At 38.6% G+C, this 26,188-nt stretch carries 31 protein-coding genes and 1 pseudogene; 9 read left to right on the forward strand and 23 right to left on the reverse strand.

What is annotated here, in order from left to right; translation table 11 throughout:
- The first annotated feature begins 38 nt into the window (after window positions 1-38).
- A complete protein-coding gene (locus MKX49_RS20695; RefSeq protein WP_323598342.1) occupies window positions 39-836 on the forward strand; it encodes a peptidoglycan-binding protein in 798 nt (265 codons plus the stop codon).
- Between the two features lie 93 nt (window positions 837-929).
- Here MKX49_RS20695 and MKX49_RS20700 read toward each other — a convergent pair whose 3' ends face one another.
- The 4 genes from MKX49_RS20700 to MKX49_RS20715 all read right to left on the reverse strand — a co-directional run bounded on the left by MKX49_RS20700 (window position 930) and on the right by MKX49_RS20715 (window position 3,425).
- Window positions 930-1,463, reverse strand: coding sequence for a GNAT family N-acetyltransferase (locus MKX49_RS20700; RefSeq protein WP_340877593.1), 534 nt, complete (start codon window positions 1,461-1,463; stop codon window positions 930-932).
- Window positions 1,464-1,474: 11 nt separating this feature from the next.
- Window positions 1,475-2,479, reverse strand: coding sequence for a phosphotransferase enzyme family protein (locus tag MKX49_RS20705; protein WP_340877594.1), 1,005 nt, complete (start codon window positions 2,477-2,479; stop codon window positions 1,475-1,477).
- Window positions 2,480-2,900: 421 nt separating this feature from the next.
- Complete coding sequence (locus MKX49_RS20710; protein WP_340877595.1) at window positions 2,901-3,098, reverse strand: hypothetical protein; 198 nt, start codon at window positions 3,096-3,098, stop codon at window positions 2,901-2,903.
- Window positions 3,099-3,161: 63 nt separating this feature from the next.
- Window positions 3,162-3,425, reverse strand: a complete 264-nt coding sequence (locus MKX49_RS20715; protein ID WP_340877596.1) for a hypothetical protein — start codon at window positions 3,423-3,425, stop codon at window positions 3,162-3,164.
- A 504-nt stretch (window positions 3,426-3,929) separates the two neighbouring features.
- On the opposite strand from MKX49_RS20715, the pseudogene MKX49_RS20720 reads away from it, so the two are divergent.
- Window positions 3,930-4,118, forward strand: a pseudogene (locus tag MKX49_RS20720) (SDR family oxidoreductase); the annotation flags it as partial.
- A gap of 52 nt (window positions 4,119-4,170) precedes the next feature.
- On the opposite strand, the gene MKX49_RS20725 reads toward MKX49_RS20720, so the two are convergent.
- From MKX49_RS20725 to MKX49_RS20755, 7 genes are all read right to left on the reverse strand, one after another.
- Entirely contained in the window at window positions 4,171-4,590 is a 420-nt protein-coding gene (locus MKX49_RS20725) for a VOC family protein (RefSeq protein ID WP_251544027.1), read from the reverse strand.
- Between the two features lie 26 nt (window positions 4,591-4,616).
- Window positions 4,617-5,516 (reverse strand): DMT family transporter, encoded by a 900-nt coding sequence (locus MKX49_RS20730; protein WP_340877598.1) that lies wholly within the window; start codon window positions 5,514-5,516, stop codon window positions 4,617-4,619.
- Window positions 5,517-5,854: 338 nt separating this feature from the next.
- Complete coding sequence (locus MKX49_RS20735) at window positions 5,855-6,064, reverse strand: hypothetical protein (protein WP_340877599.1); 210 nt, start codon at window positions 6,062-6,064, stop codon at window positions 5,855-5,857.
- Between the two features lie 6 nt (window positions 6,065-6,070).
- Entirely contained in the window at window positions 6,071-6,568 is a 498-nt protein-coding gene (locus MKX49_RS20740; RefSeq protein ID WP_340877600.1) for an SRPBCC family protein, read from the reverse strand.
- A gap of 26 nt (window positions 6,569-6,594) precedes the next feature.
- A complete protein-coding gene (locus MKX49_RS20745) occupies window positions 6,595-6,906 on the reverse strand; it encodes a hypothetical protein (protein WP_340877602.1) in 312 nt (103 codons plus the stop codon).
- Window positions 6,907-7,002: 96 nt separating this feature from the next.
- Window positions 7,003-7,647, reverse strand: coding sequence for a Type 1 glutamine amidotransferase-like domain-containing protein (locus tag MKX49_RS20750; RefSeq protein ID WP_340877604.1), 645 nt, complete (start codon window positions 7,645-7,647; stop codon window positions 7,003-7,005).
- Between the two features lie 132 nt (window positions 7,648-7,779).
- Window positions 7,780-8,982, reverse strand: coding sequence for a macrolide family glycosyltransferase (locus MKX49_RS20755; protein ID WP_340877605.1), 1,203 nt, complete (start codon window positions 8,980-8,982; stop codon window positions 7,780-7,782).
- A 288-nt stretch (window positions 8,983-9,270) separates the two neighbouring features.
- Between MKX49_RS20755 and MKX49_RS20760 the strand changes: the two genes are divergently transcribed.
- Window positions 9,271-9,846 carry a pyridoxamine 5'-phosphate oxidase family protein gene (locus MKX49_RS20760; protein ID WP_323598352.1) on the forward strand — a complete coding sequence of 192 codons (576 nt, stop codon included), beginning with the start codon at window positions 9,271-9,273 and terminating at the stop codon, window positions 9,844-9,846.
- A gap of 44 nt (window positions 9,847-9,890) precedes the next feature.
- A complete protein-coding gene (locus MKX49_RS20765) occupies window positions 9,891-10,520 on the forward strand; it encodes a DUF2306 domain-containing protein (protein WP_340877606.1) in 630 nt (209 codons plus the stop codon).
- Window positions 10,521-10,865: 345 nt separating this feature from the next.
- Here the strand turns inward: MKX49_RS20765 and map are convergent, their stop codons facing one another.
- Window positions 10,866-11,606: a type I methionyl aminopeptidase gene (gene map, locus MKX49_RS20770; protein ID WP_048687639.1), complete on the reverse strand. Its 741-nt coding sequence runs from the start codon at window positions 11,604-11,606 to the stop codon at window positions 10,866-10,868.
- A gap of 169 nt (window positions 11,607-11,775) precedes the next feature.
- Complete coding sequence (locus tag MKX49_RS20775) at window positions 11,776-12,057, reverse strand: potassium transporter TrkG (protein ID WP_340877607.1); 282 nt, start codon at window positions 12,055-12,057, stop codon at window positions 11,776-11,778.
- Window positions 12,058-12,367: 310 nt separating this feature from the next.
- On the opposite strand from MKX49_RS20775, the gene MKX49_RS20780 reads away from it, so the two are divergent.
- The 3 genes from MKX49_RS20780 to uraD all read left to right on the forward strand — a co-directional run bounded on the left by MKX49_RS20780 (window position 12,368) and on the right by uraD (window position 14,715).
- Window positions 12,368-12,709 carry a Na-translocating system protein MpsC family protein gene (locus MKX49_RS20780; protein ID WP_249599193.1) on the forward strand — a complete coding sequence of 114 codons (342 nt, stop codon included), beginning with the start codon at window positions 12,368-12,370 and terminating at the stop codon, window positions 12,707-12,709.
- Window positions 12,710-12,918: 209 nt separating this feature from the next.
- The gene (locus MKX49_RS20785; protein WP_340878586.1) at window positions 12,919-14,184 is read left to right on the forward strand and encodes a nucleobase:cation symporter-2 family protein; all 1,266 of its coding nucleotides are present in this window, start codon (window positions 12,919-12,921) and stop codon (window positions 14,182-14,184) included.
- A gap of 171 nt (window positions 14,185-14,355) precedes the next feature.
- Complete coding sequence (gene uraD / locus MKX49_RS20790) at window positions 14,356-14,715, forward strand: 2-oxo-4-hydroxy-4-carboxy-5-ureidoimidazoline decarboxylase (RefSeq protein WP_340877609.1); 360 nt, start codon at window positions 14,356-14,358, stop codon at window positions 14,713-14,715.
- A 32-nt stretch (window positions 14,716-14,747) separates the two neighbouring features.
- On the opposite strand, the gene MKX49_RS20795 is transcribed toward uraD, so the two are convergent.
- Complete coding sequence (locus MKX49_RS20795) at window positions 14,748-15,083, reverse strand: isochorismatase family protein (RefSeq protein ID WP_323598354.1); 336 nt, start codon at window positions 15,081-15,083, stop codon at window positions 14,748-14,750.
- Between the two features lie 198 nt (window positions 15,084-15,281).
- Complete coding sequence (locus MKX49_RS20800) at window positions 15,282-15,515, reverse strand: hypothetical protein (RefSeq protein ID WP_034304346.1); 234 nt, start codon at window positions 15,513-15,515, stop codon at window positions 15,282-15,284.
- 271 nt (window positions 15,516-15,786) lie between these two features.
- Here MKX49_RS20800 and MKX49_RS20805 point away from each other — a divergent pair, with 271 nt between their 5' ends.
- Complete coding sequence (locus MKX49_RS20805) at window positions 15,787-17,244, forward strand: S8 family serine peptidase (protein ID WP_340877611.1); 1,458 nt, start codon at window positions 15,787-15,789, stop codon at window positions 17,242-17,244.
- A gap of 825 nt (window positions 17,245-18,069) precedes the next feature.
- Here MKX49_RS20805 and catA read toward each other — a convergent pair.
- The 4 genes from catA to MKX49_RS20825 form a co-directional block, all read right to left on the reverse strand.
- Window positions 18,070-18,717, reverse strand: a complete 648-nt coding sequence (gene catA, locus MKX49_RS20810) for a type A chloramphenicol O-acetyltransferase (protein ID WP_340877612.1) — start codon at window positions 18,715-18,717, stop codon at window positions 18,070-18,072.
- A 395-nt stretch (window positions 18,718-19,112) separates the two neighbouring features.
- The gene (locus MKX49_RS20815; RefSeq protein ID WP_082162802.1) at window positions 19,113-19,280 is read right to left on the reverse strand and encodes a glycosyltransferase; all 168 of its coding nucleotides are present in this window, start codon (window positions 19,278-19,280) and stop codon (window positions 19,113-19,115) included.
- A gap of 585 nt (window positions 19,281-19,865) precedes the next feature.
- Complete coding sequence (locus MKX49_RS20820) at window positions 19,866-20,249, reverse strand: VOC family protein (RefSeq protein ID WP_340877614.1); 384 nt, start codon at window positions 20,247-20,249, stop codon at window positions 19,866-19,868.
- 107 nt (window positions 20,250-20,356) lie between these two features.
- Window positions 20,357-20,632 (reverse strand): ArsR/SmtB family transcription factor, encoded by a 276-nt coding sequence (locus tag MKX49_RS20825; RefSeq protein WP_340877615.1) that lies wholly within the window; start codon window positions 20,630-20,632, stop codon window positions 20,357-20,359.
- A gap of 369 nt (window positions 20,633-21,001) precedes the next feature.
- Between MKX49_RS20825 and MKX49_RS20830 the strand changes: the two genes are divergently transcribed.
- Complete coding sequence (locus tag MKX49_RS20830; RefSeq protein WP_340877616.1) at window positions 21,002-22,417, forward strand: PQQ-dependent sugar dehydrogenase; 1,416 nt, start codon at window positions 21,002-21,004, stop codon at window positions 22,415-22,417.
- A 47-nt stretch (window positions 22,418-22,464) separates the two neighbouring features.
- On the opposite strand, the gene MKX49_RS20835 is transcribed toward MKX49_RS20830, so the two are convergent.
- The 4 genes from MKX49_RS20835 to MKX49_RS20850 all read right to left on the reverse strand — a co-directional run bounded on the left by MKX49_RS20835 (window position 22,465) and on the right by MKX49_RS20850 (window position 26,084).
- On the reverse strand, window positions 22,465-23,022 hold the full coding sequence (locus tag MKX49_RS20835) for a hypothetical protein (protein ID WP_340877617.1): 558 nt from the start codon (window positions 23,020-23,022) through the stop codon (window positions 22,465-22,467).
- 158 nt (window positions 23,023-23,180) lie between these two features.
- The gene (locus tag MKX49_RS20840) at window positions 23,181-23,564 is read right to left on the reverse strand and encodes a cupredoxin domain-containing protein (protein ID WP_340877618.1); all 384 of its coding nucleotides are present in this window, start codon (window positions 23,562-23,564) and stop codon (window positions 23,181-23,183) included.
- A gap of 148 nt (window positions 23,565-23,712) precedes the next feature.
- Entirely contained in the window at window positions 23,713-24,342 is a 630-nt protein-coding gene (locus MKX49_RS20845) for a class I SAM-dependent methyltransferase (protein WP_340877619.1), read from the reverse strand.
- A gap of 467 nt (window positions 24,343-24,809) precedes the next feature.
- Window positions 24,810-26,084 (reverse strand): IS110 family transposase, encoded by a 1,275-nt coding sequence (locus MKX49_RS20850; RefSeq protein WP_340877620.1) that lies wholly within the window; start codon window positions 26,082-26,084, stop codon window positions 24,810-24,812.
- Between the last annotated feature and the right edge of the window lie 104 nt (window positions 26,085-26,188).

The following is a 26,188-nucleotide window of genomic DNA, read 5'->3' on the forward strand; positions in this document are numbered from 1 at the left end:
GAATAGTTTAATTGCAGGAAACAACGAGGAGGATAAACATGAAGAAAATTTTATTAACGATCCTAACGGCTTCTGTATTCATTCTAGGAGTTTGCATGCCAACTAAAGGCGAAGCCGCAGCTTTGGATCGCACACTTTCATTTGGAATGAGTAATAGTGATGTTAAAGACTTACAAGAATTATTACTGACAAAAGGGGTTTTTCCCTATCATGAAGCAACAGGTTACTACGGACCGATTACAAAGGAATCCGTAAAGAAGTTTCAGGAAAAATCAGGGCTGAAAGTCGATGGAATATCAGGAACACAAACGAATCAGAAAATACAGACACTGAAAAGCGGGGATATGGGAAGACCTGTAGCTGAACTGCAAAGGCTATTGAAAGCCTGGGATGTTTACTCATCAACGGTCGATGGCATTTATGGAACAGGTACAAAACAAGCAGTCATGAACTTTCAAAAGCAAAAGGGATTATCCGCTGACGGTATAGCCGGTGCACGGACCTTCAGTAAATTAGAAGAAAGAGCCAGTTCAGCAAGCTCAGCCGTTAAAGAACTGACGGTTACAAGTACAGCTTATACAGCAAGCTGCGAAGGATGTTCAGGCACTACAAGAATGGGTGTCGATTTAGAAAAATATGATGATGCCAAACTGATAGCAGTCGATCCGAACGTGATTCCGCTAGGCTCCATCGTGGAAGTCGAAGGCTACGGACAAGCCATCGCTGCAGACACGGGCGGTGCGATCAAAGGAAACAGAATCGATGTATTCATCGCAAAAGAAGCGGATGCTCTAACGTGGGGAAGAAAGCAAGTGAAGGTAAGAGTAATTAGATAATGCATGACATAAATATCGATTTACTATAAAAATAGATACATAACCAAACCGCAAAGAGCATGTAATGAATCCATTCATGCTCTTTCGGTCTGATCAAACCATTTTGTACATGATAATATCATCGATGTATTCACTTTCGCTCATCTTGAATTCTTTGATTTTACGGCCTTCTTCAACAAACCCCAGCCGTTTATACAATGATATTGCCCGATGATTTGTGGAAAAAACCCCCAAACTCACCTTTTCAATCAACGGATTGGCTTCTGCCCAATCCAATAACGCCTCAATAAGCTCTTTTCCAATTCCCATCCCTCTGAAATTTTTTCTGATCATCACCCCAAATGAGCCCTTGTGGAACATTCTCTTCCTATTTTCCGATTGAAAGGCTATCCATCCAACCACTTCTTCATTCATTTCAGCCACGATGATGGTTTCCCGTTCATTTTCCAATAACCTTCGTATCCAATCTCGTTGCTGTTCAGGTGTTTTATTGAATTCCTCCGATACGGCAATAAAATACTCACCTTCGGAAACAACGGAATCCTGTACATCCAAAACCGCTTCCGCATCTTCCAATACACCAGTCCGGATCATATATGCAAGCCGATTATTTTTCATTCCTGGCATGCCAATCCCCCTTAATGAACCATGTTCGGATCGAAGTGAACAATAGTCCGGCCTTCCATGATTCTTTGTTCGATTTTTTGAACGGTGTTGGATAATGAACGATCCGCATTCTTCAAATCATACTTTTTATGAAAAAAGTTATATAACGTTAAATCCCTTAGCTTTAAAAATAGAGGAATCGTTTCGTATTCCACAGGTGCCAGGATATTTTCCGTCTCATACCCTTTTATGAATTCCCTCATGAACTTGGCAGCATATTCATCGAGCCCTTTTATCCCTTCACGTTCCAAACTCCACATCAGATAGTACAGAGGGATCGCCAAATCGCTGGCAAACCAGTGATAAGAACAGTCATCAAAGTCAAAAACATGAATCCTCCCCTCATGATAATGAAAATTGCCATTATGTATATCAGAATGAATCAAGCCAAAATTATCTTGATGAACGGAAAGGGCATTTAAATGCTTGTTGATTATTTCTTGTTGGCGGATCACTTGCTCCGGTACATCGGATTGATAAAGCTGGACATTCAATAATTCCTCTTCAAACCAATCCAGCCGTTTATATTTCGCTTCAGGCTTATAGCTTTTTGTTTGTTTATGCATTTGGCCAATGGTTCTTCCCCATTCAAAAAATAAAGGTCCATCGAAATTTTCATCAGTGACTTTCATCCTAACACCAGGAGCTTTTTCAAACAGGCAACAATAAAATTCCGTACCATCCGAGCCCTTTACAATTTCAACTAAATTCTTTTCTTTCGAAAAGAGAACTTTAGGAATTTCACTCCCATTATTCTGTAAATGCTCAATCCACTTTAACTCAGCAAGCACTTGATCTTTTGTACGATGTGATTGATGGGTCATTCTTAAGATATATGGCGTTCCATACCTGTAAACCTCAAATACGTAGTTCTCTGCGTCTCCAAGTTTAACCGGATTCCCAGCATTCACTTGAAAAAAATCCCCAGCCAATTTCACCAATTCATTAGAAAAAATTCGTTCTACCGCTGCTTCCATGATCTTCACTCCCATTGCCAACATTATTAATAAAAACGGTTTATACTATGCTTTATACGATACTAAGATGCCATTTCCCTTTATTTGTATATTATAAATCTAAAAAGTAAAGATATGTTCTTTTGCATAATCATTTATTAACGGCTCCTTCGTCTTTCTCAAAGGCTGTTTTCACATACTCTGTTGCTATTTACCAAGTAGTGAGGTGTGGTTGATTTCCCCTCCAGATGCTCGCTTTCCGCGGGGCGGGCGGTGAGCCCCCTCGGCGTAAACGCCTGTGGGGTCTCACCTGTCCCGCCGCTCCCGCAGGAGTCTCGCACTTCCGCTCCAATCAACCTTAGATAGTTTCGTTTTAAAAATAACAACCTTTACGAAAAGAGCCTTCTCAAAAAAAAAAACGCCCTATAGGGCGCGTCCAAAATCAAGTATCCTTTTCTTCTTCATTCGCTATTTTATTGAACTTCAAGATCGTTTCTTCGATTACTGGATTATTGAATTCCTCTTGGATGGCTGATTGTACAAATTTATCTTCATCACCATTCATTTCATCCCAAGCATTAACTTTGTAATCTGGATCCCGACGATTTGATTTACCGTTTTGTTCCTCATTATTTGACAACTATCTTCACCTCTTAACCATAGTGGAGTTCGAACCATTCATAAGCAGAAAGAATATATCTTTTCAATAATCATCCTTGATTGAAATGGGTGAACCCGTTGAGGTATGTTGATTAACCCAGTCGAGCGATACTTTTGAAACAGCATCCCATTCAGGTATTTGGGCTTTATGTTGTTCCACCCTGCTCATGCAATATTGCGGGTCAATATTGCTTTCTTCAGATTTTGCCAAAAATGACTGAATTGTGGCTTCCGTACAATTTTCCCATGATCCACATGTATCCTGCCAAATATGTTCCATTTTCATTTGGATATTTTCATTAGCCATTGGGTTTCCTCCTTAATTAAATGTTACTTATTGATATCTTCATTAAGTATGTCCAAGGCTAAATAAATCATTACAAAAATTTGGGTTTTTCAGCGAAAGAATGAATTTACAGTCGTAAAAATGATGAATAATCTGATTACGATAAACAAAATCCGCCAAAACCAATAACTGCTTACGAAAGGAAAATCATTGCCTTCTTCAATCTCCTTTACACCTTTATACAGCCAATTGTATTGAAACAAACCAGTTTTGGAGCATTTCCAGTAAGTTTCGGGCTATTATGCGTGAATTGGGGCATATACTCGTGAATTTTTCACGCTTTTATTTGTCGAATCGGTGTTTACTCGTGAGTTTTAGCGTTTTACTCGTGAATTTTAGCCATTTACTCGTGAGTTTAGCCGATTTACTCGTGAGTTTCACGCTTTTACTCGTGAGTTTATTTTATATTGATTTATTCTGTCTTACATTCACTCCATAAAATGGCACAAAAAAAAGCCGAATGCTTGGACTCCGCTCATCCCGGCGACGTTCGACGAACAATCCGTTGCCGAGTTCGGCACCGAGGCACCGCTTGGCCGTCCTGGGCAGCCGGCAGATCATGCAGGCGCCTATGTGCTGCTAGCATCTGATGAAGGTGCTTATATAACAGGACAGTGCATTCATATCAATGGCGGGATCACGATGTCCTCATAAACCCAAAACGACCGAAAAGCATGGTGCTTTTCGGTCGTTTCCTTTGTGAAATTTAATTTCCTATGCCAGGCGAATTCATCAATACAATTCTCCAACCATCCGGATCTTCAATGGTAACACCTGATTTTTCCCAATATGGATTCTCCGGAAAAACCGGTTCATAGCCCATACCTTTCAACCTATTCGTGATTTCCTCAATGGTTTTACGTTCAGGAATATAAAAGACAAGCAGATTATCTTTTGATGGGGCAGGACAAGGACTGCCATCTTTATGTTGAGTAAACTCTAAATGATAGCTGGAATCCGGAAGCCCGATCATGATGCCGTCATATCCCTCGTGCCCTTCGAAAGAACCGATTTTTTTCAATCCTAATCCTTCACAATAGAAGCTTACTACCTTTTTTAGTTGATCAGTAGGACGTGCAACCCGGATCTGCGCTACTTTCATTTCAGTTGGCCATTTACTTTCCATTGTCCCATCCCTCTCTGTAAATCGAATTACATTTCTTCTTTCAAATTACTTTTACCAATATTCATGCCAAAACCTAATGCAATCGCCGCACCTAAACAACTGAAAAGACAGCCAGCTCCCAAGAAAATGGTTGGATCTGATTCACCAATCATCACAGAAGCTATACCTCCAATTGCCGGAAAAAGGGCAACCATGTATCCACTTTTCGCCCCGCCTATCTTTTCTACAAGCTTGAGGTAAAATAGCCAAGCTCCAAAGGAAGCGAATATAGTTAAATAGAACAAAGCAGATAAATATGTAATGGATGTCGGTATAGTGACTGCTTGTCCTTGGATGAACACAATGGCCGCCAAAAGAATTCCTCCTGCTGCAAAACCAAGTACATTGGCATAGATTGGGTTCACTTTCTCCCTGGCATTTCTAGCAGAGCTTGCATCGCCCAATGCAGTGAGGATGGTACCAAGAACAGCCATCATGATGCCCTTTATATCATCGAATCCATGAATATCATGTAAACTCGGATAAATAACAATACAAACAGCCAGCACACCAATTATCCCGCCAAGTAAGATACGTGAATGCAATGGCTCCTTCAAAAAAACACGAAGGGCAATGGGCGTTAAAATGACTTTCAATGAAAATATTAACGTAACCATTGCTGCTGAACTTAAGATAGTGGCGTAATAAAGGCATAAATAGCTTAAAGCAAAATTACAAATTCCAAACACAATAATGAATGGAACATCCTTTTTCTTGGGTTTTCCTTTAGGTTTAAGCATGCACAATAGAATGAAAAATAGGATGGCCGTCAAACCTAATCGATAGGTTAAAGATAATTCTAAGCTCACAGGTGTACCTTGAATCTTAACGGCAATAAAATTAAGTCCCCATACTAATAAACAAAATATGTACATAAAGTTAGTCATAATGACATGACCAATTTGCGATATTGCCCACTTTCTATCAGTTTATGAAACTCGTCGTAACTGATTTTCCCATCCATAATTAAACCGCCTTCTATTAAAAATCACATATGTAATAATAAAGTAAATATTACCAATTAAAAGGGGATTGTCAATATATAAAACTACATTTCGAAAAGCCCTCCAGTTAATTTGGGGAGCTTTTCATTGGCAAACGACTATTAGCACAAACTCGGTAATTGAGTTTCGAAAACATTCCAGTCGATTTCAGAAATCCAATAATGAGTACAGGAAAAAACTTTAAGGACCTAGTCTTATACATATTTCGGTGTGAGATCAACCTACAGTTTTTTCAAGAAGACGTTCCAGTCGATTTCAGAAATCCGCTCCCTTTCCGCCGACTGTCTGCCAAGCCTCCTCGGCACAAGCGCCTGTGGGGTCTCGGCTAGCCAGTTTTTCGGCAGGAGTGTCGCAAATTTCTTCAATCCATTCCAAGTCTGCAGGGTTCGGGATGCGATTCCGATTCCCTTTTGTCTAAAAACTGTGGCCAACGTCCATTAACCTTTATAGCTGACTTGTCCAGTTTCAACCAATTCTTTCAGTCCCATAAACATTAAATTCCAGCCATGTTCAGATCCATCGTGATACTCTCCAAGAGCTTTTTCGATATCGGATTCTGTCCAATTTTCTTCATGAGGAACGGTGATGCTTTGTGAAAATGTCATTTCACAGCCCTTTTGAAGTTCTTTCAGCTCAACTGTAATTGTATCTGTCTCTTCACTGAATTGCGGCATTTTAAAAGTGAACACTAATTTATTGGGACGGTCCATTTCAAGGTACTCCCCTATCGCCCGATAATCTTTTCCATCGCGATGATCAATAATCTCCCAAGTTCCTCCCACTTGCGGATCATTTTGTGCCACTTTATTTGTCCCCTCCAATGTAAAAAGCCATTTTCTCATCATCCCGGGGTCCACCCATGCAACAAATACCCTTTCAGGCATTACATCAAAATTTCTAATCATGTTTAAAGTGGTTGTCGAGTATTTTTCCATTTACATACTCCCTCCTTATATCATTTTTACATACTTTTCAATTCTTCTTTTGAGACAGCACGCCAACCGTGTGCTTCCAGATTCTCCAAATAAGTTTCCATCCTGATTTCCTCGATTTCGATTGCAAGCGGGTGCAGGGATACCAAACATTCATCCGAAGCATAATTTATGGTAACCTTTACAACCTCATATCCATTATGAAATCGTGGATCGAACCCGGGATCATCGATTATATCCCCTGTAACAGGACGAATATCAGATTCAAATGTTTTCATCAGTAACCTATTCTTTTCTTGTTCTTTTATTGATGTAATGAAGATCATTAAATTTACTTTCATTGCAGTCTCCTTTTCTCTATCCTTAGCTTCCTGCGACCTTGCTCTTGCATATGAAAAATGCTGCTGCGGCTTATTGGGATAAAGCGCCTGCCAGTTTTATAAGACTTTGGAATTCACTATTTCCTTTTTCATATTTTGAAAGGAATAGATATCATTTATACCTTTATATAGTTCCCCATTCTTGGAGAAAACTGCACTTCCATTTGGTATTGCATATATCTTTCGTTCATTTGATAGGGGAAATAATTCTCCATCTACATTATCCTCGTAATGGACCTCAACGCTAAACCCCACTAATCCTAAGCCCTTGATCACTATCGTTTCTGGATAGTCTTCATCTTTTGTGATTATGCAATCATTGCCGAAAGCTAATGAACCCGCACTATATCCAATGATTAAACCTTGAAAGTTTTTGATAATTGGGGTAAGTCCCTTTTCTTCAATTACATGGATTAACCTTTCTGGCTTTCCACCTATAAAATAAAGAATATCATGTTCTCTTATAGACTTTTTCATTTCTTTGTCTGAAAGGTCTTCAATTAATAATTCAATACTTACATTCTCCATGATTGAAAAGGCTTGTGTAATACTTGCCATCCAACTTTCATACCTGGAATTGTCGGTTGCAAAAGGGATTATTAAAATCTTAGCTTCAGGTTTAATCATTTTTGAAAGTTCCAGGAACACTTCACGTAATTCATTATTCGTGTGATTTCCGCCACCAATTAAACAAATTTCCATATATGTCCCCCATTTTATTTTTCTATGTAAAAAGGACAATACCTTTTTAGGCCAACGCTCTTCATGCCCCAAGAGTGGCATAAGAAAAAAGATTTCCATACCGACTTAGAAAATGCCGCCGATCATTCATTTTTAAATATCATATTGTCTTTTAAATTCAAAAATCTCATCAACAGCTTGGTGATATCCACCCGATTTTTGAAACGATTCTTTTAAACTTGAAACAGTTTTATGGAAAGTTGGGTCGTTTAATACATGATCTGCGGCCTTACGCAGTTGATTTGCAGTCAAGCTTTGCATTTGTAATGTAATACCGGCTCCGATACTGGCAACTTGTCCTGCAATCATCGGCTGATCCGCGCTTTGCGGGATGACAATTAGCGGAACTCCATAGTAGAGACCCTCATTGGTACTATTCATTCCGCCATGTGTGATAAATAATTTAGTGTATTTTAGCACTTCTGTTTGTGGAACATATTTTTTCACAATGAAGTTTTTGGGGATGTCTCCTAATTCAATTAGTGGGGTTTGTTGACCGACCGACATGACCACCGTGTGATCGCTATTTCCAAATGCTTCAAAACAAAGCTTATAAAAATCAAGAGACCGGTTAAAAACCGTCCCAAGCGAAATATAAAGGGGACTTTTTCCTTTGATATCAGCAAGGTCAAAGTTATCCTGCTTTATTCGTGAAGAGATGGACGGACCTACAAATTTGTAAGTTTGGTCGAATGCTTCTTTAAAAGGTTGAAACTCCCTAGTTGTATAAACGATTGAAAGTGGTGCAGGATTACAAAAAACTTCGTAAGCAGAATGGATCTCCACATCATATTTTTCCTTCACCATTGCCGTCAGTCTTTGAAATTCATCGTGTATAGCTTTACCTATTTCTGGAGGGATTTCTTTAGAAAGCTGTTCCAGCATTTTATCGAATGTTGCTTTTGTCTGTGCAAAAGAAGTACAAGAATTGATTGCGGGAAGCTTAAGGATTTGGGCAAGCATACGTCCACAGCCAAACATGGAATCATGGATGATGTAATCGAAATGCTCTCCTTCGATCTGTTCAAGCACGCTAGGTATGACGATATCTACCGTATGTAAAAGACCGTTGATTCTTTCGAGTAAATAATTTCTTCCCCCTGAGAGAAAAGCTTCTATAAATTTTTCACCGTCAATTGTTCGTACAGTAGCTCCCGTCTTCTCAATACGTTCTCGAAAAGCTTCTATCGTAAAGTACACTACCTCTTCTCCACGCGAAATAAGCTCTTGCACAACTCCAATAGTTGGATTGATATGTCCTTCTGATCCAGCATTAATAAATAAAACACGTGCCACTTTACCACTCCTTAGATGATTCTGTAAGAGTCTGGTCATTATCCCATGCCCTTCCAAATTCAAACAATATAAATTTATCATAGTACAATACTGGAAAATCTCAAATTCTTAATCACCCTTGTAATCTAAAATTAATATCGTTCATAAAGGTCAGCCGGATTCTCAAAGGGAAAATGAGCGCTGTATGTAGCTATCGCTTTTTTCATCAGGGGAGTATAGCTGAAAAAGGTAATCCACTCATTAATAGAGAACTTATATTTTAAAATGGATTTCTTTGGAGGGATAATGATGGCAAAGTATTTTCCGGAAATGTTAGCTGAGCATCAAAACTTCATAAAGAAACAGCATTTGTTTTTTATTGCAACGGCACCTTTGGATGCGGCGGGGCATGTAAACCTTTCTCCAAAAGGGTATGATACCCTTCGCATCCTATCATCTACCGAAATTGCGTATTTGGATCTAACTGGGAGTGGTAACGAAACAAGCGGACATATTAATGAAAATGCCCGGATCACCTTTATGTTTTGTGCATTTGAAGGTCCACCGATGATCTTGCGCTTATATGGTTCAGGCAAGGTGATTCTGCCTGAAACAGAAGAATGGGATCGGATGATAGGTCATTTTGAAATGATGCCCGGTGCAAGACAAATCATTTTAGCCAAAATTCATAAAGTCCAAACCTCTTGCGGATATAGTGTCCCCTTCATGACCTACTCCAATGAACGTGAAACATTGAATCGGTCCAACATGAAAAAGGGTGAAGCTGAACTGGAAAATTATTTGCGTGAAAAGAACTCCTCCACCATTGATGGCATTCTGACACCATTGGGGAAAAAATTATCGAATGACTCTGAAACCACCTAATATTCTGCTTGTCAGGTACAAACATAAAAGGAGTTAAAAAAGGTATGATGCAAAAAAAAGGTTGGTGGATTTTAGTTATAGTCTCGGTTGGGATTATGATTCCTTTCATGATCCCCTATCTAACTTTAAATCCTGCTAACAGCCGTGTAGATATTACTTCGACAACACAATATTCTATACTGGTTACACATATTGGTTGCGCCTTTATTGCCTTAATAACAGGTTTTCTTCAGTTTATGGATCGTATTCGTTTGAAAAATCCAAAGGTTCATCGCTATGTAGGGAGGATTTATGTTGTCAGTGTTTTTATTAGTGGAATTCTTGCTCTAGCCGTTGTCTTCTATATAGAAAACTTCACAAAAGCAACAGCTTTTCTTACTCTGGCCATTCTGTGGTTATTCACATGTTGGAAGGGTTACCGTACAGCTGTTAAAGGACATTTTCATGCACACCGAATATGGATGATGCGCAGTTTTGGTATAACTCTAGTAGCAGTCAGTGCACGTGTACTAGTACCCGTACTTCTCATTACTTATTACACTTTTAATGGATTTATGCTTCCAGAAGGAAGAGATAAGATGATCGAGGAAGTATTGAATGTGAACATTTGGGCTGGGCTCGTTCTCAACTTTGTCATAGTGGAGTGGATGATCCTTAATAAAAAAAACGGGTAGGGAAATCAGCTAATTGGCTTGTTTAGTGAAGATTCTTTGTAACTAAAAAAAGTAACTATTCGCCGCTAAGAATAGTTACTTCAAATGAACCGGATGGGAATAAATAGGACAGGAGAGAGTTGTCCTATCTACTTTCATTATATGGAGTAACGATTACAAGGTGAATAAATTATCTGTTAGAAAAAAATCCGAAGAAACTTTGCTTAACCTGCCCCTATAGTTCGATAAGAAAAGGAGCTGCAAAAGCAACTCCTTTAGATACGAGAAACATTCTTTTAAACTGTTACGAGTTTATATGTTACATCAGGCGAACTACTTATATCGCCTTTTCTGTCTATGCTTGAATTAAAGCGTGACAATGATCGGTCCATTTTTAGTAAGGATAATCGTATGTTCCACTTGAGCTACAAAGCTTTTTTCAGTAGCATAGGTCCAACCGTCTTCTTTTTGGAATACTTCTTCTTCAAAGGTTGAGATAAATGGTTCGAATGCGATAACCATCCCTTCCTTTAATATTTCATTATCCCATGGATCATAATAATTACAAATATGGTCAGGTGCTTCGTGTATTCTACGTCCAACACCATGTCCTGTAAGGTTTTTGATAACCGTGAACCCATGCTGTCTCGCTGTTTCGAACACCGCTTTTCCGATTCTGCTTTTTTTGGAACCGGGTTTTGCTTTCTTAAGGCCCGCTTCAAATGCCTTTTTGGCGACGTCGCATAATTTCGCTAATACTTCTTCTCCTTCGCCTACTACAAATGAGATTCCTGTATCTGCGAAATAACCGTTCTTTGAAGCGGATACATCTATATTTACTATATCCCCTTCACGAATAACCCGATCACCCGGAATGCCATGCGCCACTTCATCATTTAGGCTGATGCAAGTATAGCCAGGAAAATCATATACACCTTTTGGAGCTGAAACTGCACCCGCTTGTTCTAAACGTTCCCCAGCTATATCATCAAGTTCTTTGGTCGTTATGCCCGGAATTGTTCTTTGTACCAATTCATCTCTAATGGAGGCAATAATTTTGCCAATTTCCTTCAAACCATTAAAATCATCTTCTGTTTTTGCAATCATTTTTTTCTACCTCATTATCTTTTATCATCAATAAACTATATAAGCATTCATTATACCCTTTATTTTAGCGAAAAATAAAAGCAATGTACATAATTGGGTACGATGCCCCTCAGCTTGAATTTTTCTTCAATCAAGAAAAAGACAACAACATTTGCAGCAGTACCTTTTTTTATCCTATAATGATGCGCTCTTTAGGATAGTGATACGCATGTTTTAATGGTTTGCCCTCCATACTGAATAAAAAGGTAACCATCCCGATTTTCCCTATAAACATTAAAGTCATGATTACGACCTTCCCGGCAGTACTCAAATCCGGTGTAATGCCAAGCGAAAGGCCTACAGTGCCAAAAGCAGGGGCGCCAATAGCCCTTTCTGGTATTTTTCCCCATTCATATGCTTTTCCAAATGGGACACCGAGTCCTTTGAGTTTTCTCACTCTCGTTCTTGGCAACTTCCATTGTTTCCATAAGCTCTGATTATCACGAAAATGCTAGATTAAAGCATGAACCCCCAACAGGCAATTAGTAAATCCAGGTTTAAGTATTGGAGGAGTTGAATGAGATTATGGTCATGTTAATGCCATTCTTATCGAAGACCAAGGCTTCTTTTTTCGGGAGGTGTTGATTCTTGGACGGATGGAGCTACTACGGACTGGTAAGCAAAAGTAAAATAATATGTTAGATTTCCTTACATCAGTAGTGACAAAGGGCAATAATATTTATATGATTAATTCAAGAACTAGAAGCAGCAGGTGAGTATGGGTGAATTCTTCTTTTAAAAAACAGCTGTCGCAGTTATATAATGACATCAACCAAGAAATTTATAGTGCGGGAGTTAGTAAGCAAACAATTGATATCCAGGATAATCGCATTGTCATTTTTGCGCAGACGAAGCGCTCCCCTTTAATCTCAGTATTAAGTGAAAGGTATTCTGAGCTGACCTTATCCGTCGATGGGGCTTTAGCCAAGGAATATAAACTTCGATTAAAAGAAAACATTGAGAAGCGATTTGGAGTGAAGGTCAACACCATATTTAAGGATTACGATTCTACAAGTGATCATGCTTGTACGGTGATTTACCTAGAACAATCACTTGGTATCTAACCAACCTTATTATTGGAGAAATTTTGATTTATCATTTTTTCTTCACGGACTTGTTTCAAGGATTCAGGAGCTTAAATTTCGTTATACGTGGTTTAGGAGCCGTAGATATAGGAGGAGACCCCTTCTATTTCTGCGGCTTTTTTTATAAAACAAATTAAGGGGGAATAAAGGTGAATTCAAAAGTATTCTCGTTAGGATTCCAGCACGTCATGGCGATGTATGCTGGGGCGATTCTTGTTCCATTGCTTGTTGGGAGGGCATTAAACCTTACTCCGGAGCAATTGGCTTACTTGGTCGCCATTGACTTATTAACCTGCGGTATCGCTACCTTACTGCAAGCGTGGAAAAACAAATATTTTGGAATTGGTCTACCCGTTGTATTGGGTGCTTCTTTTGTTGCCCTGTCGCCGATGATCGCTATCGGATCACAATATGGTATTCCTGCCATTTACGGATCCATTATAGTAGCAGGACTCTTCATTTTTTTATTTGCTCGCTATCTTGGAAAACTCGTAAAGTTCTTTCCAATTGTTGTCACGGGAACTGTCGTCGTGATCATTGGACTATCGTTAATTCCATCGGGAATTAGAAATATGGCTGGCGGAGCAGGGAATCCGGACTTCGGAAGCTTAGATAACTTGATGTTGTCCATGGGTGTCATCGCTATTATTCTTATTATCAATCGTTTCTTTAAAGGGTATGTCCGCTCTCTTTCCGTGCTCTTAGGGATTGTCGCAGGTACAGCACTAGCAGCGATGATGGGGAAAGTAGATTTCCATGAGGTTTTAGAAGCTTCATGGTTCCGTATTCCTCAACCGTTCTATTTCGGTGCCCCATCCTTCGAGATCGCTCCGACACTGACGATGTTAATTGTAGGATTAGTCATTGTAGTTGAATCAACAGGTGTGTTTTTTGCCTTAGGGGAAATTTGTGATCGTCCTGTTACACAAGATGATCTCACTCGAGGATATCGAGCAGAAGGCTTGGCTATAACCTTAGGAGGAATCTTTAATGCCTTTCCCTACAACACCTTTGCGCAAAATGTAGGGTTAGTTCAACTTTCTCAAAACAAATCATCAAACGTTGTGGTTGCAGCAGGTAGTATCCTAGTATTTCTTGGTTTAGTTCCTAAAATTGCGGCCCTTGCTACCATTATTCCTGCCCCCGTACTTGGCGGTGCTACGGTTGTGTTGTTTGGTATGGTCGTGTCTTCAGGAATTAAAATGCTAGGTTCAGTAGATTACACCAATCAACATAATGCACTTATTATTGCTTGCTCAATTTCGTTAGGACTAGGATCAACCGTCGTACCTGAGTTATTTAGTCAATTGCCTCCATCCCTTCGAATCATCGTTAGCGATGGAGTGATTACCGGAAGCCTAACTGCTATCTTTATGAACCTATTTTTTAATTTCCGTACTGTTCTAGCTCCAGCATCCCTCCAGCATGAGGAAGCTAACGAAGCACATGTTTAATGAAAAAAAGATAAAGGGGTTATGATACATGCAACTTTGAATGCATTAAATGAAATTCCATTGTCTGAGTTTGTGGAAAAGTTAAAGGACATATTTGAACACTCTCCTTGGGTAGCCCATAGGGCAGGAGAGTTTCGTCCTTTTAGTTCCTGTGAGTAGCTTTATGAGAGGATGGTCAGCGTTGTCCAAACAGCGAGTGAGGAAGAAAAGTTGAACTTAATTCAGGCCCACCCCCATTTAGGAACACGAAAAACGATGAGTTCATTTTCCCAGAGTGAACTAAAAACTGCTGGATTGAGTCAGCTATCAGAAGTAGAATATGAGCTTTTGCTGGATATGAATAAAGAGTATGTCCATCGATTTGATTTTCCCTTTATTTTAACTGTTCGTGGAATAAACAAAGATGAAATTCTTCAAGCGATGGAGGACCGATTGAAAAATTCTAAGGAACATGTTATTCACCACTTCTCCCTTCAAATAATTTCCATCATACGGAATTGTTTGCTTCTTCGCAGAATAACTAACGCCTAGTATCCGTCCTCCTTAATCTGTTCGGCCCTTCCTTATCTTCTCGAGTAGCCAAGTACAATATGGTCTACATTGTTTTCACTTAAATGTTCGTGTAATGGAGTGCCATAAAACGAATTTGTGGCAGCTTTATCAAATATGATAGCAGTTGATGGCACCTTAATATCCCTGTGTATCTGGAATCCAGGTCCTTCACCATGTGAAACATCTAAATCTCTTATAAAAACAACAGGGATATCTTCCTTTATCGCTTTTTCAATGACAGCATTAATGTTAGTAACGATTTTTTCTTTTTCAAAGACTCCTTGTTCTTCCTTATTACCTTCTATTAATTCCTGTTGAGCATCGATTATCAGTAATGTTTGTTTCAATATTTTCCCCCCTAAAGTTATTGGCAGCTAGATTTTTCCTGTTTTTCATCAGAAGCAATTCTTACTAAGCTCTTTATATTTTCGTCAATGATTTACCAATACCTTCTTGAACGATCCTGCCCCTTTATCTCCAAAAGAAAAAGCTGCCTTAAAGACAGCTCCGATCATCACAAACGCACTTGATAGCTGAAGAGCCTGTTACTTTCCGGAGTTCTCATCAACAGGTTTTCGTTTATGTTTTTCATTAATGATCTTTTTATTAAATATCTTAACTTCTCCAACCATTAGTAACCTCATATCCTCTACAATATACTTGGCTAACTCTTGGTCAGTGATGTCATCTCCATCAATATCAAGGCGGAATTCCTGCCCTTGAAGCCCACCGCCATTAGTAAACTTGATTTCAAAGTCAAATTGAACTCTCTTATCCATTTGAACCCTCCTCATAGATTGATTGATACTGGAATTGCATTAATATATAAACCTTTTGGCGACACAGGGTTTTTACACCTTTCACAGTTCTCACTAGACATATTCTAGACAAAAAAAACCTTTCCCTTCTTCAACTGACTGCCCCGATCATTTCATAAATAAAAAGAGCTGCCAATTTCAATAATAGATTAATTAGAAAAACTTGGAATTTAAGTTGTTGTATATTAAGATAGTATATGGTTAATATATTCCATTATATAGGAGGAGACATATGAAAAAGAGAATTCTACATACGGTACTTTCGATTGCTGTAGGAGCAGGGATACTTTCCGTTGGTGATGTTCCTGCCCAAGCTAAGAGTCAAAATCAAGAGATAAATGACTCTTACGCAATAGCTTTTAAAGGTGGATTACCAGAGAATTATCAAGAGGTAATACGGAAAGCCGGTGGTAAAGTAACCAAAGTCCTTCCAGAGGTTGGAGGAATAGAAGCTCAATCTGACGAGCCTTCTTTTCTTAAAAACCTAAAAGCTAATTCCTCAATAGAAGCTGCTAACAGAGAAATTCCCCTAACCTTAGACAAAACAGCAGTCAGCCCTTATAACTATGGATCCAGTATCATCAGCCAGCAAAATTCTGAGAGTTATTGGGACTCCCAATGGGATATACAAAGGGTGACCAACAATGGGAAATCATATGATTTAGAAACAGGCGGATATAAAAATAAAGATGGCAGCATGACTCATAAAGCAGTGGTGGGAGTGATTGATACCGGAATTGATGAGTCTCATCCTGACTTAAAGAATAATAATTTAGGCGGACGTAACCTTGTTCCTGCTGGAATGGATGAATCTGAAACAGGGGATCCCACTGATATTAAAGATCGCAATGGGCATGGCACTCACGTTGCCGGGATCATTGGCGCAAATGGTAAAGTAAAGGGTGTAGGGCCGGATTTAGGAATCAGGTCCTACCGCGCATTATACTCAGAGCAAGCCCTTGGATTACCAACTTGGATTATAGATGGAATCATTGCAGCAACAAATGACAAGGTAGATGTTATTAATATGTCTCTACGTTTCTATAATAATAACAAAATGACATTTGAAGGAGAAAGTTATAAATCAATCGCTGAAACGTTACTTTGGAAGAGAGCCATTCAATATGCAGTAAAGAATGGAGTAACTGTAGTGGCCGGCAGTGGTAATGAAAGTTTAAATTTAGATGACAAGAAGGAAGTTAACGAATTTTTAAATAAATTGTATGAACCATATGGAATGAGCGTGAAAGGGCCTGCAACCGTGGTACCAGCACAGATGCCAGGAGTCATTAATGTGTCTGCCTCCACAAAATGGTCAACTCAACAGCTTGCTTTCTACTCTAATTATGGAAACAGTGCCATTGACGTGGCAGCTCCCGGAGGAGATTACGGGCCTGAATATGCAGAAACCAATGACCCTGCGGCGGCTGATCCAAGTAACTTAATTCTTAGTACTTGGCCTACCTATTTAGGTACTTCATATGAGTTTAATGCTGGTACTTCCATGGCCACTCCTCAAGTAGCTGGAATTGCAGGGGTTATTAAGGCAGCTCATCCGGAATATACACCGGCCCAAGTAACCGCACGCATTAAGCAAACAACTCTTGACTATGGAAAGAAAGGACAAGATGCTTTATTTGGTTCAGGAGAAGCAAATGCTTATAGAGCATTGGAAAATATAAAGAAGTAGCTTATATTTCTGAAATATTAATAGTACAAGGAAAGGTTCTTGATAAGAACCTGTAACCCGAACAGTAATTGGGAAAAATATATCCATAACAAAAAAGGCTATATGCCCGAAATATAAAAAACGGAAACACATAAAATGCGTGAAGCCATATTCTAATTAACACAACTCACCAGTTAAAATTCATCCCCTACTTAATTGTAGGGATTTTTTTGTTTTATCGCTTAATTAAAAATTCTAGTCCAAGTAAAAAAAACATTTTCCAATTTGGATTATGGAACGATCCTGCCCCTTTAGTTTCATAAGTAATGGCCGCCGGCTAGCCTCACCTTTTTATGATTTTGGCAATCTTGAAAATTCCAAAGCCGCAAAGAATTATAAGACCCATTATAATAATTGGTATCAAAATATTAAATGACATTAAATCATCTCCCTTTAAATTAGTAAGTCATTCTTATATCCATATAATACCACATCAGAAATATCTACTTATTGAACTAACGCACCCTTTACACAAACCTTTGTTTTTAATTCTATAAAAAAAAGGAACTGTTTTTCACAGTTCCTAAGACTTTAGGCAAAAGGAGTTCTATCCAAATTTTTAAACATAGTTGATTGGAGCGGGTGTGCGAGACTCCTGCGGGAATAGCGAGTCCAAGGGAGACCCCACAGGCGCAAGTGCGCCGAGGGCGGACCGCCCGCGGAAAGCGAGTGCCTTACGTTCCAATCAACGTCCAAATTTGTACAAGCAAAAAATGTAGACAAACTCGATTTTCATCGAGTTTGTCTACATTCTGAGGAACTCTTTTAGAATTTCCCAATGTACAACTAGAGCCAGTCTGCACTTTCATCAGCAAACCTTTGGAGGTCATTCATAAAAACACTTGCATGATAACCATCACAAACTGCATGATGAATTTGCAAAGAAACAGGCAAGAACCATTCATCTTTTATTTGTGAATATTTCCCCCCAGTTATAATGGGTAAGAGAAAATCGCCACCATTATTAATATTTAAATTAAATGCTGTAAAAGAACTCCAAGGGATCATGGATATCGGAATATGATTATCTGGTATAGGGGTCTTCGGAAATAAACAACCCGTACCATTGTATTCTTCTACATCTTTTTCATACTGGGAATGGAATTCAGAAAACCTACTTCCATTTGGTGACCAGATGCTAGAAAATGTGGATGTCTTCTTATCGAAAATTGTATAAGAAGGCAAAACTTCTGACCAATAACCTAAATTCCCTTCTTGGTTAAAGCTGGTTCTAAATTCTCGATGGGAATTAACTATTTTTGTAACCATAAAAATAAACGCGGGATATAACTTATAATTCTTCTTCTTTAAGTTTTCCATAAGAACAGTAATATTCATTTCATTCGTTATACTGAATGTTGTTTGTTGTTGTAAATAGTGTTCAAAGTACTCTTTTCGAACCCAATTTTCACGATCAATTATATTGAATTTCATATACAGCGCCTCCTAATGTGTTTTATTGATTTAGGAGGCTATTTCCTCTGCTTTTTTCATGACAGTCATCCTTTTATAAACGAATTCATACCCCAACATTATTAAATATTCCCAGACTAAAATCAACCTACAGGACGATCCTGCCCCGTTAATTCCATAAGGCATTAAGCATCACTATTTCTTATTCTTCTCAAATAACCCAAGCACTGCGCATAACGGCATGCAGCCAGACTTCTTATCAAAAGGGGTATGGACAAGGTTGAGGATATGATATGCCACATACTAAAATTCGTGCACCTATACTCAATCCACATACAGTACATTCAAAAAGTTCATGTCCTAAAAAAAGGCCATACCTTTCTTTAAAGGATATGGCTGGTGATATGGAGTTACTTTTAAACATGATCAGTGAAGGCTGAGGCATTTTGTTTTGTGTTATCTTCTGATCCTGTATCAATGATAATCATTTCATCGACCAGTTCCCTAACAGAAGCAAGACAGTTAGGAAGGGAGTCTTCTTCATCCTTTACAATCATGCATAAACTAATTGAAATCCCGCCCATTAAACCACCTCCCATAACAGCATATTAGTTTCTGCCTGCTATAATGTCTGGAGTTAGGGTGATCTAATTAAATTCAAGACATGACAAGGAAAATCGTCATTTGCAGGAAATTTAAGATTTTTTTTGCAAACGCATTTTTGTTATAATTCTTTTGCTGAAGGACCCTAATTTGTTTTATTTTTTAAATAATAATACGTATTTTCCTTATACTTGCGCATATTAAAAACAATAACATTGAAAGCGAGTTGAATACGTATTGTCTAAACAAGGGATGCAAAACAAGGATCAAACGAGAAAGCAAATCGAGAAACAGGATAAAAGAAATGATGTTGAACTAGGTAATGAATTTCAAATTGGAAACACAAGTTCACAGAGCTCAAAAAAAAGTGGACGTCAAGTAAATAAAAAATAACCCCGATCTTTCGGGGTTATTTTTTCGATTTATGAACTTTTTTAAAATGTTACATTTCTATTGGAGAATGACAACATTGGCATTTATTTTTACACCCCAAAAATATATAAAACCCTGTCCTAAAATTAGGACAGGGTTATAAGATGGCAAATTTACCTCTATTTCACATAAAGTTACTGCTGCACTATCTGAATAAGGTTGCCGCATGTATCATCGAAGACAGCTATTGTGCTTTCTCCCATTTTTGTCGGCTCCATCGTAAACTTCACGCCGTTTTCCAATAGCCGTTTGTACTCTTGATGAATATCTGCAACGCCAAACATTGTTGCTGGGATGCCTTCGGCTACTATCTTCTTTTGATATTCCTTTGCGGCAGGATGCTCATTCGGTTCGAGTAAAAGCTCGGTACCGTCAAGAGCATCGGGAGAAACAAGCGTAATCCACCTGAATTTCCCCATGGGAATGTCATGCTTTTTTACAAATCCCAGCTTTTCTGAATAAAATTCCAGTGCCTTGTCTTGGTCTTGTACGAATAAACTGGTAACAATGATTTTCATAATCCTTTGCCTCCTTTAATATTTACCACGTTGGTGCTCTGCAAACAATTTGGCTCCAAGCCGAAAAACCCACACATTCTTCAGAAGCCTGTTCCGATTTTATAAAATTACTCTATCCATCCTTTCAGCAAGTTTCTAAGTGGTTCGTTGTTGAACATTAGTACTCGATATTTTCCCTTTCGTTTTGATTTTACGAGTCCTGCATCTTCCAATGCTGCTAGATGTTTAGCGATTGCCTGTCGCGAAATGGCAAGGTCGTGCTTCGTAATGAGACGTACCGTAAGTTCATACAACGTCAGCTCGTTGCGTTCAGATAGTTCGTCCAATATCAGCCGCCGGGTCGAATCGCCGAGTGCTTTGAATATAGCGTCTTTATCCCACATACATCAATTATAAGCAACTCTATAGTTGCATGTCAACAAGTATAAGCAACTTTATGGTTGCTTGTCAATCGCACCTATTCCTGATCGGGAAAGCCAAAATACATATGTTGTTCTATTATTTCCATCATCAGGCTCCATCATGAATAACCCCAACACTCATTCATCTCCAATAATTGCAGACAATTTTAGTATTGGTTTTAGTTTTTCATCTTAAACAGCCCCGTTAAGTAAAGCACCCCTTTAGATAACTTACGCTCGTGCGAAATTAGTGCATTGCCTTATCAGATTCCCCCTGCCTAATTTGGTACTAATGGACAGTTCTAATCATATTCTTATTAAAGAAAACAATTAGAAGGGGGGCAAAATCAGTTGATAAAAGTGAAGGTTGGTTTACGGCCCATTGTAAGTAAGATAAATTTACCTACTGTTTTGAAAACGACTATACTTCCGGGTGACTCCATTGAAAGATTATTTATTGCAACCCAGGTAGGAGAGATCTTTTACATAGGAAACGGAGATATAAGGACTTTTTTAGATATTCGCCCGCGAATCCTAAAACTAGGTGCTTCTGGCGGCGGATATGATGAACGGGGATTGCTGGGGCTAGCGTTTCATCCCGAATTTTATTATAACGGCCTGTTTTACCTTCATTATTCAGTGGCAGGAACACAAGGTCCAGGTGCTCTTTCTGAATCTTTTAAGCCTGACCCGTGTGATCCCAAAACGTTAAACCTAAGGTGGAGGGATAGAGAAACTAAATATGATCATATTGATACAATTGAAGAATGGATTTTACAATCGAATGGTCAACCTCAAAAACGACGGACATTACTTAACTTAAGACGGCCATTTAAAAATCATAATGGGTTCAATAGTTTAAACTTTTCACCTGAAACAGGAAAACTTGTTTTAACAACCGGAGATGGCGGATCAGGCTATGATCCATTTAACTTAAGCCAGGATGATCTCGAAATCGCCGGTAAAATAATCGAAATGGATGTAGGCAAGAATCTATACATCAATAATCCCCCCATTGTCACACGTTTTAATGAACTTCCCACACCCATTCAGGAAACGCTCATGGTAATGGCCAAAGGGGTGCGCAATATACCAGGCATTTCATTTCAAAGATTTTATAATCAGTATATTAAGTATGCGGGAAATGTCGGACAGCGTTTGGTCGAGTCGATTTATTCATTCGTTCAGTATAAACCAATACCGGTTACTCAGCTTATTCAAGCTTATTCCATGAATTCCGATTCTGACAAAGAAGGATTTATTAACTTTGGCTGGCGAGGTTGGGAAGGTGCTTTTCCTGCTTCGATTATAAGAAAGTGCACGGAAAATCCGGATTTGAATGAGAAAACAACTGCATATTACAATGAAGCAGCTGCGCTTTCAGGTATCCGTCTTCAGCCTTTGACTAGTTATTTTCATGAAGATACCAGACCCGATAAGTTTAGTGGAACTGCAATTACAGGAGTGCAAGCCTATATGGGGGAAAGAATCCCTGCTTTGACAGGAAGCGTTGTGTTTACCGATCTTGCCCGGAAAGAAACTCAACCTAAGGTAAGAGGGGCTTTAGCTTATACCACCATAAGACCAAATGGTCAACAAAATGATTTTAGTGTAATACAAACCGATTATGATTTTGGGTCTCAATCAGCTTATTATGTTAATTTGGGAACGAACCTGGATCAAACCAGACTATATTTAGGGGTTTATGGCTCTATGAAAGTGACTGATTTTAACCAAGGTACGATTTTTGAAATCGTTGAACCCTAACTTTCAAATTCTACTTAATCTTGATAATTAGATTTAGTGATGGGGACTCACTGAACTTTAATCACTTTTAATCGTTTAAAAATGATTAAAGCCATTTCAACCCAAAACCAGCTATAAATCAAAGCTAATAAAAAGCCAGTTATAAGAACTGAAAAGGAAACAGACACGGCTGGACCTAAAACCGGAAAGTGAAAAATAAATAGTAGACTCATAATGCCTGACATTAAAAGAATGGCACCAACAGCAATAACACTTAATCTCTTCCTAAAAAAGGAAAAAGAGGTCCCTATGCCAAGACCCAATAATCCAGTTGTAAAAGGAAATACAATGAGTTCAGTTGGCTGTAGGATGAATAACAACATAATTGTCAAAAGGTAGGTCATCACTCCAAATGGAATGGAAAACATGGAACCTAACAGAATAGGTGCAGTGGCTAGCGGACTTATAAAATATCCGATACCTGGTAAAAAGCCTGGAGCAGCCTGTAGAATGGCAGAAACACAAGCAAAAATGGACACTAAAATGAGCTTCATCGTTTTTTTATGTTTATTGAAAATGATTTGAGATAAACGGACCTCTTCAGAAATAGGTTTTAAAAAATACACCTTTCCACCTCATTCTAAATGGTTTATACGTTACCATACATTATATTTGCCATTCATTAGAGGTGGAACCATTATTAATGATCCAACACCCATATCCTGAAATGAAAAATCATTCTCCTTTGCCTAAAAAAAAACAAGGCCATATTTGGCCCTGCCTTTTATTCGACGATCACTTTCCCAACCATTCCTTCCTGGAAATGGTACCGGCATATCAGTTCATATGTACCCGGCTGTTTCGGTTGCACGGTAATGGTTTTTTCTTTACCTGCCTGGACCTCTGCGTCAATTCCGAGCTTTTCCACTGTGAAGGTGTGCTCTTTCTTACCTTTATTTTTCAAAATCAATGTTGTGGCTGTTCCACTTGGAATAGTGATGACTTCCGGATTAAAGAAATCATCGTTCAACTCGACCTCAATCGATTTCACCGCAGGCTGAGTTACAACACGAGATTCGGCAGATATGCCGAATGATCCTAGAGTTGTCACAACGACAACCGTTGCAAGCACAACAACCAATCCTGTTACCCACTTTTTCACAGACATTCGCATTCCCTCCTTCCCTTACCCTATTTTTTTCTAATTCATAAAATATTATTACTATTAATTTGGTTACAGTGCGCTTTCAAATAAATGAAAAGAAAAAGATCGCCACTAATGACGATCTTCTGGAGTCTAATCTTATGATTTTGTATCATAGTCCTTTTTGACATTTTACCATTATAAATTTAAATGGAGGTTTATTTTCCGCATTCTTATGCGGCTCAACTACTTCAGAAAACTCTACCAGTCCATAATTTCCAAATTCTTGTTTAATCGAGTCGGAATCATAAAAAAACATTTTCATCCCTTCCATTATCTCGAAATAGTCTTTACCCAGTTGTTTGCCCTTACCAAACATTGGGGCCTCTTTTGAAATAGCAGTAAAAATCATATATCCATTTGGCTTTAACTGATTATAGCAAGCTTTAATAAACTTCTCTCTCTCACGATTATTCAATAAGTGAATAAGGGCATAACAAAATATCCCATCATAAAGTTTATTATCAAAAGGCATATCGGTTACTGAACCATGAAAAATATTAAGATTAAGCCCATTTTGCCTTGCCAATTCTATCGCTGTTTTTGAAATTTCGATACCTGTTACATGTATTCCGTTGTCCGTAAAAACCTTGGCATTTCTGCCATATCCAATACCTGGAATCAATATATCCTTAACTTTCTTTTCAAGGAAAAAGTCCTTTGTCAAGATTGCGGAGTCTGAAGGTTCAAATCCCCACATCATATGATTTTCTATAAAACTTGATTCCCAGATTTCCGTCATACCTCAATCTCCTTTAAGAGTATTGGATTTCATTCTTTAAAATCTGCTGTTTTACATAAGCATAGGTTACATTACATTAAACGATAAAGTTCTTTCCTTTATTGCTTCTTTATCCTGTTAAATAGTTTAAGCCATTTGAATCTACTCATCATCATTTGCTGTGATAAAGGAGTTGTACAACACTCCACATTTTACCATATAATGTACATTCTCCACGCCGCCCCTGGAGGCTTTCCCTCCCATGTCTCAACGGGTCAATTGCCCTATCATTCCTTCGTCATGCCTATCCAAGGGGTGGAGGCCAGTTATGCTAACCTGATGGGTCGGTGCCCTTTTGTTCAAGTAATCTGGTACTCCGTACATTTTTGAGATCCTACGAATAAGCCAACATTAGTAAAAAGAAAACTATGAACATTAGTTTTTAAAGGTTCCCTTCGAGAACCCTATTAAAAAATCCCCCTTTAAAACTACGCAATCATTTCAGTTATAGGTTGAACTTTATCTGCACAATAAGACTCGTTTCTGCGTGCTATTCCAACCAATATCCTAGCTAGCTTACCCACCAATTTCATAATCGATTTCATTTTCTTCATTTTTTTCACCTTAACATTATGGGAGTGAATGGCTCGAAATTCCGTGTTATTCATCACAAGGCTCATGGTGGCTAAGTAAAGGAAACGCCTTAGCCTAGATCGCCCTCGTTTAGAGATGACAATTTGGCCTTTCCACTTTCCAGAGCTTGCTTCAGCCAGATGCAACCCAGCGTGTCGAAGTAAAGAATTACCATGTGAAAAACCACTTAGATCTCCTGCTTCACCTAATATTCCGGCTAAAGAAATTTCACTAATTCCCTTAATGGCAAGCAGCTTCTTGGCAAAAGGTATTTGTGTTAATACATCCTTAACCTCCTGTTCCACTCTTTCGAGTTGTAAGACTGCGAGATCATACTCCTCTAATAATTGTTCCAAATGAAATTTATACGCTTCAAGTGCTTGTTTTGTGCCGACAGATTTCCTAGCTAACTGAAGAAGTAATTGAGCCTTCTTTAATCCAGGCTGCCTCTTCATTATTGATTTCCAACCTGAAACAACATCATGAGGTTTCAGGGAACGCAGTTCCATTGGAGATGGAAATAAACGAAGTGTGGCGATTGCCCCTTTAGCAGTAATGTCTTTAAATACTTGCCTGAGTTCGGGAAAGACAATATCCACCCAACGGTTTAATTGATTAATAGTGCTAACGAGTCGTTTAACTACCACATCACGGTTAGACATAAGGACCCTAAGTATTTCAAATGATTCTGAAGTGTTCCTGACAAAGGTGTAGTAACCGTTCTTCACCATATCAGCGATGACCAGGGCATCTTTCTTATCACTTTTCGACTGAGTATTATCACGGTTTTCTTTATTCCTTTTTACTAAGTGAGGGTTTACCGTTACTACCTCAATTCCTTGTTTAAATAGCCATTTTGAAAGATTAATCCAGTAATGGCCTGTAGGTTCCATTCCCACGATGGCTGCCTCCAGTTTATTTAATCTTTGAAGCTTATCCATCCATTTTAATAAACTAGCAAATCCATCTTCATTATTTTCAAATGCAAGTGGATCTCCAACTACAATTCCACGGAAATTCACTGCTCTAGCCACATGTAATTGTTGGGCAATATCCACTCCAACAACAAGGTGTTTATCGGAAATTCTTTCTATTAGTTGATTTTGTTTATCTTGCATTTTAAACTTCATATTAGGGTTCCTCCTAAGGTTTTGAGTTTGAGTGGTGTCTTACTCATATCTTACTGAGGAGCCCTATTTTTTTCAAAGCTGAAAAATAACGAACTACAGGAATG

The organism is Peribacillus sp. FSL M8-0224 (genome assembly GCF_038003055.1).
GTDB lineage: Bacteria > Bacillota > Bacilli > Bacillales > DSM-1321 > Peribacillus > Peribacillus frigoritolerans.

Excerpts from the sequence above, each read along its gene's own strand:
- MKX49_RS20745 (WP_340877602.1), bottom strand. The coding sequence starts at position 6,906 with ATGAAAGTAAATTTAATGATCTTCATTACATCAATAAAAGAACAAGAA.
- MKX49_RS20725 (WP_251544027.1), bottom strand. The coding sequence starts at position 4,590 with ATGGAAAGTAAATGGCCAACTGAAATGAAAGTAGCGCAGATCCGGGTT.
- MKX49_RS20765 (WP_340877606.1), top strand. The coding sequence starts at position 9,891 with ATGATGCAAAAAAAAGGTTGGTGGATTTTAGTTATAGTCTCGGTTGGG.
- MKX49_RS20800 (WP_034304346.1), bottom strand. The coding sequence starts at position 15,515 with ATGGATAAGAGAGTTCAATTTGACTTTGAAATCAAGTTTACTAATGGC.
- MKX49_RS20730 (WP_340877598.1), bottom strand. The coding sequence starts at position 5,516 with ATGACTAACTTTATGTACATATTTTGTTTATTAGTATGGGGACTTAAT.
- MKX49_RS20820 (WP_340877614.1), bottom strand. The coding sequence starts at position 20,249 with ATGAAAATCATTGTTACCAGTTTATTCGTACAAGACCAAGACAAGGCA.
- uraD (WP_340877609.1), top strand. The coding sequence starts at position 14,356 with ATGGTCAGCGTTGTCCAAACAGCGAGTGAGGAAGAAAAGTTGAACTTA.
- map (WP_048687639.1), bottom strand. The coding sequence starts at position 11,606 with ATGATTGCAAAAACAGAAGATGATTTTAATGGTTTGAAGGAAATTGGC.
- MKX49_RS20695 (WP_323598342.1), top strand. The coding sequence starts at position 39 with ATGAAGAAAATTTTATTAACGATCCTAACGGCTTCTGTATTCATTCTA.
- MKX49_RS20750 (WP_340877604.1), bottom strand. The coding sequence starts at position 7,647 with ATGGAAATTTGTTTAATTGGTGGCGGAAATCACACGAATAATGAATTA.
- MKX49_RS20700 (WP_340877593.1), bottom strand. The coding sequence starts at position 1,463 with ATGCCAGGAATGAAAAATAATCGGCTTGCATATATGATCCGGACTGGT.
- MKX49_RS20715 (WP_340877596.1), bottom strand. The coding sequence starts at position 3,425 with ATGGCTAATGAAAATATCCAAATGAAAATGGAACATATTTGGCAGGAT.
- MKX49_RS20740 (WP_340877600.1), bottom strand. The coding sequence starts at position 6,568 with ATGGAAAAATACTCGACAACCACTTTAAACATGATTAGAAATTTTGAT.
- MKX49_RS20705 (WP_340877594.1), bottom strand. The coding sequence starts at position 2,479 with ATGGAAGCAGCGGTAGAACGAATTTTTTCTAATGAATTGGTGAAATTG.
- MKX49_RS20840 (WP_340877618.1), bottom strand. The coding sequence starts at position 23,564 with ATGTCTGTGAAAAAGTGGGTAACAGGATTGGTTGTTGTGCTTGCAACG.
- MKX49_RS20825 (WP_340877615.1), bottom strand. The coding sequence starts at position 20,632 with ATGTGGGATAAAGACGCTATATTCAAAGCACTCGGCGATTCGACCCGG.
- MKX49_RS20845 (WP_340877619.1), bottom strand. The coding sequence starts at position 24,342 with ATGACGGAAATCTGGGAATCAAGTTTTATAGAAAATCATATGATGTGG.
- MKX49_RS20815 (WP_082162802.1), bottom strand. The coding sequence starts at position 19,280 with ATGGGCGGGATTTCAATTAGTTTATGCATGATTGTAAAGGATGAAGAA.
- MKX49_RS20805 (WP_340877611.1), top strand. The coding sequence starts at position 15,787 with ATGAAAAAGAGAATTCTACATACGGTACTTTCGATTGCTGTAGGAGCA.
- MKX49_RS20850 (WP_340877620.1), bottom strand. The coding sequence starts at position 26,084 with ATGAAGTTTAAAATGCAAGATAAACAAAATCAACTAATAGAAAGAATT.
- MKX49_RS20785 (WP_340878586.1), top strand. The coding sequence starts at position 12,919 with ATGGCGATGTATGCTGGGGCGATTCTTGTTCCATTGCTTGTTGGGAGG.
- MKX49_RS20760 (WP_323598352.1), top strand. The coding sequence starts at position 9,271 with ATGGCAAAGTATTTTCCGGAAATGTTAGCTGAGCATCAAAACTTCATA.
- catA (WP_340877612.1), bottom strand. The coding sequence starts at position 18,717 with ATGAAATTCAATATAATTGATCGTGAAAATTGGGTTCGAAAAGAGTAC.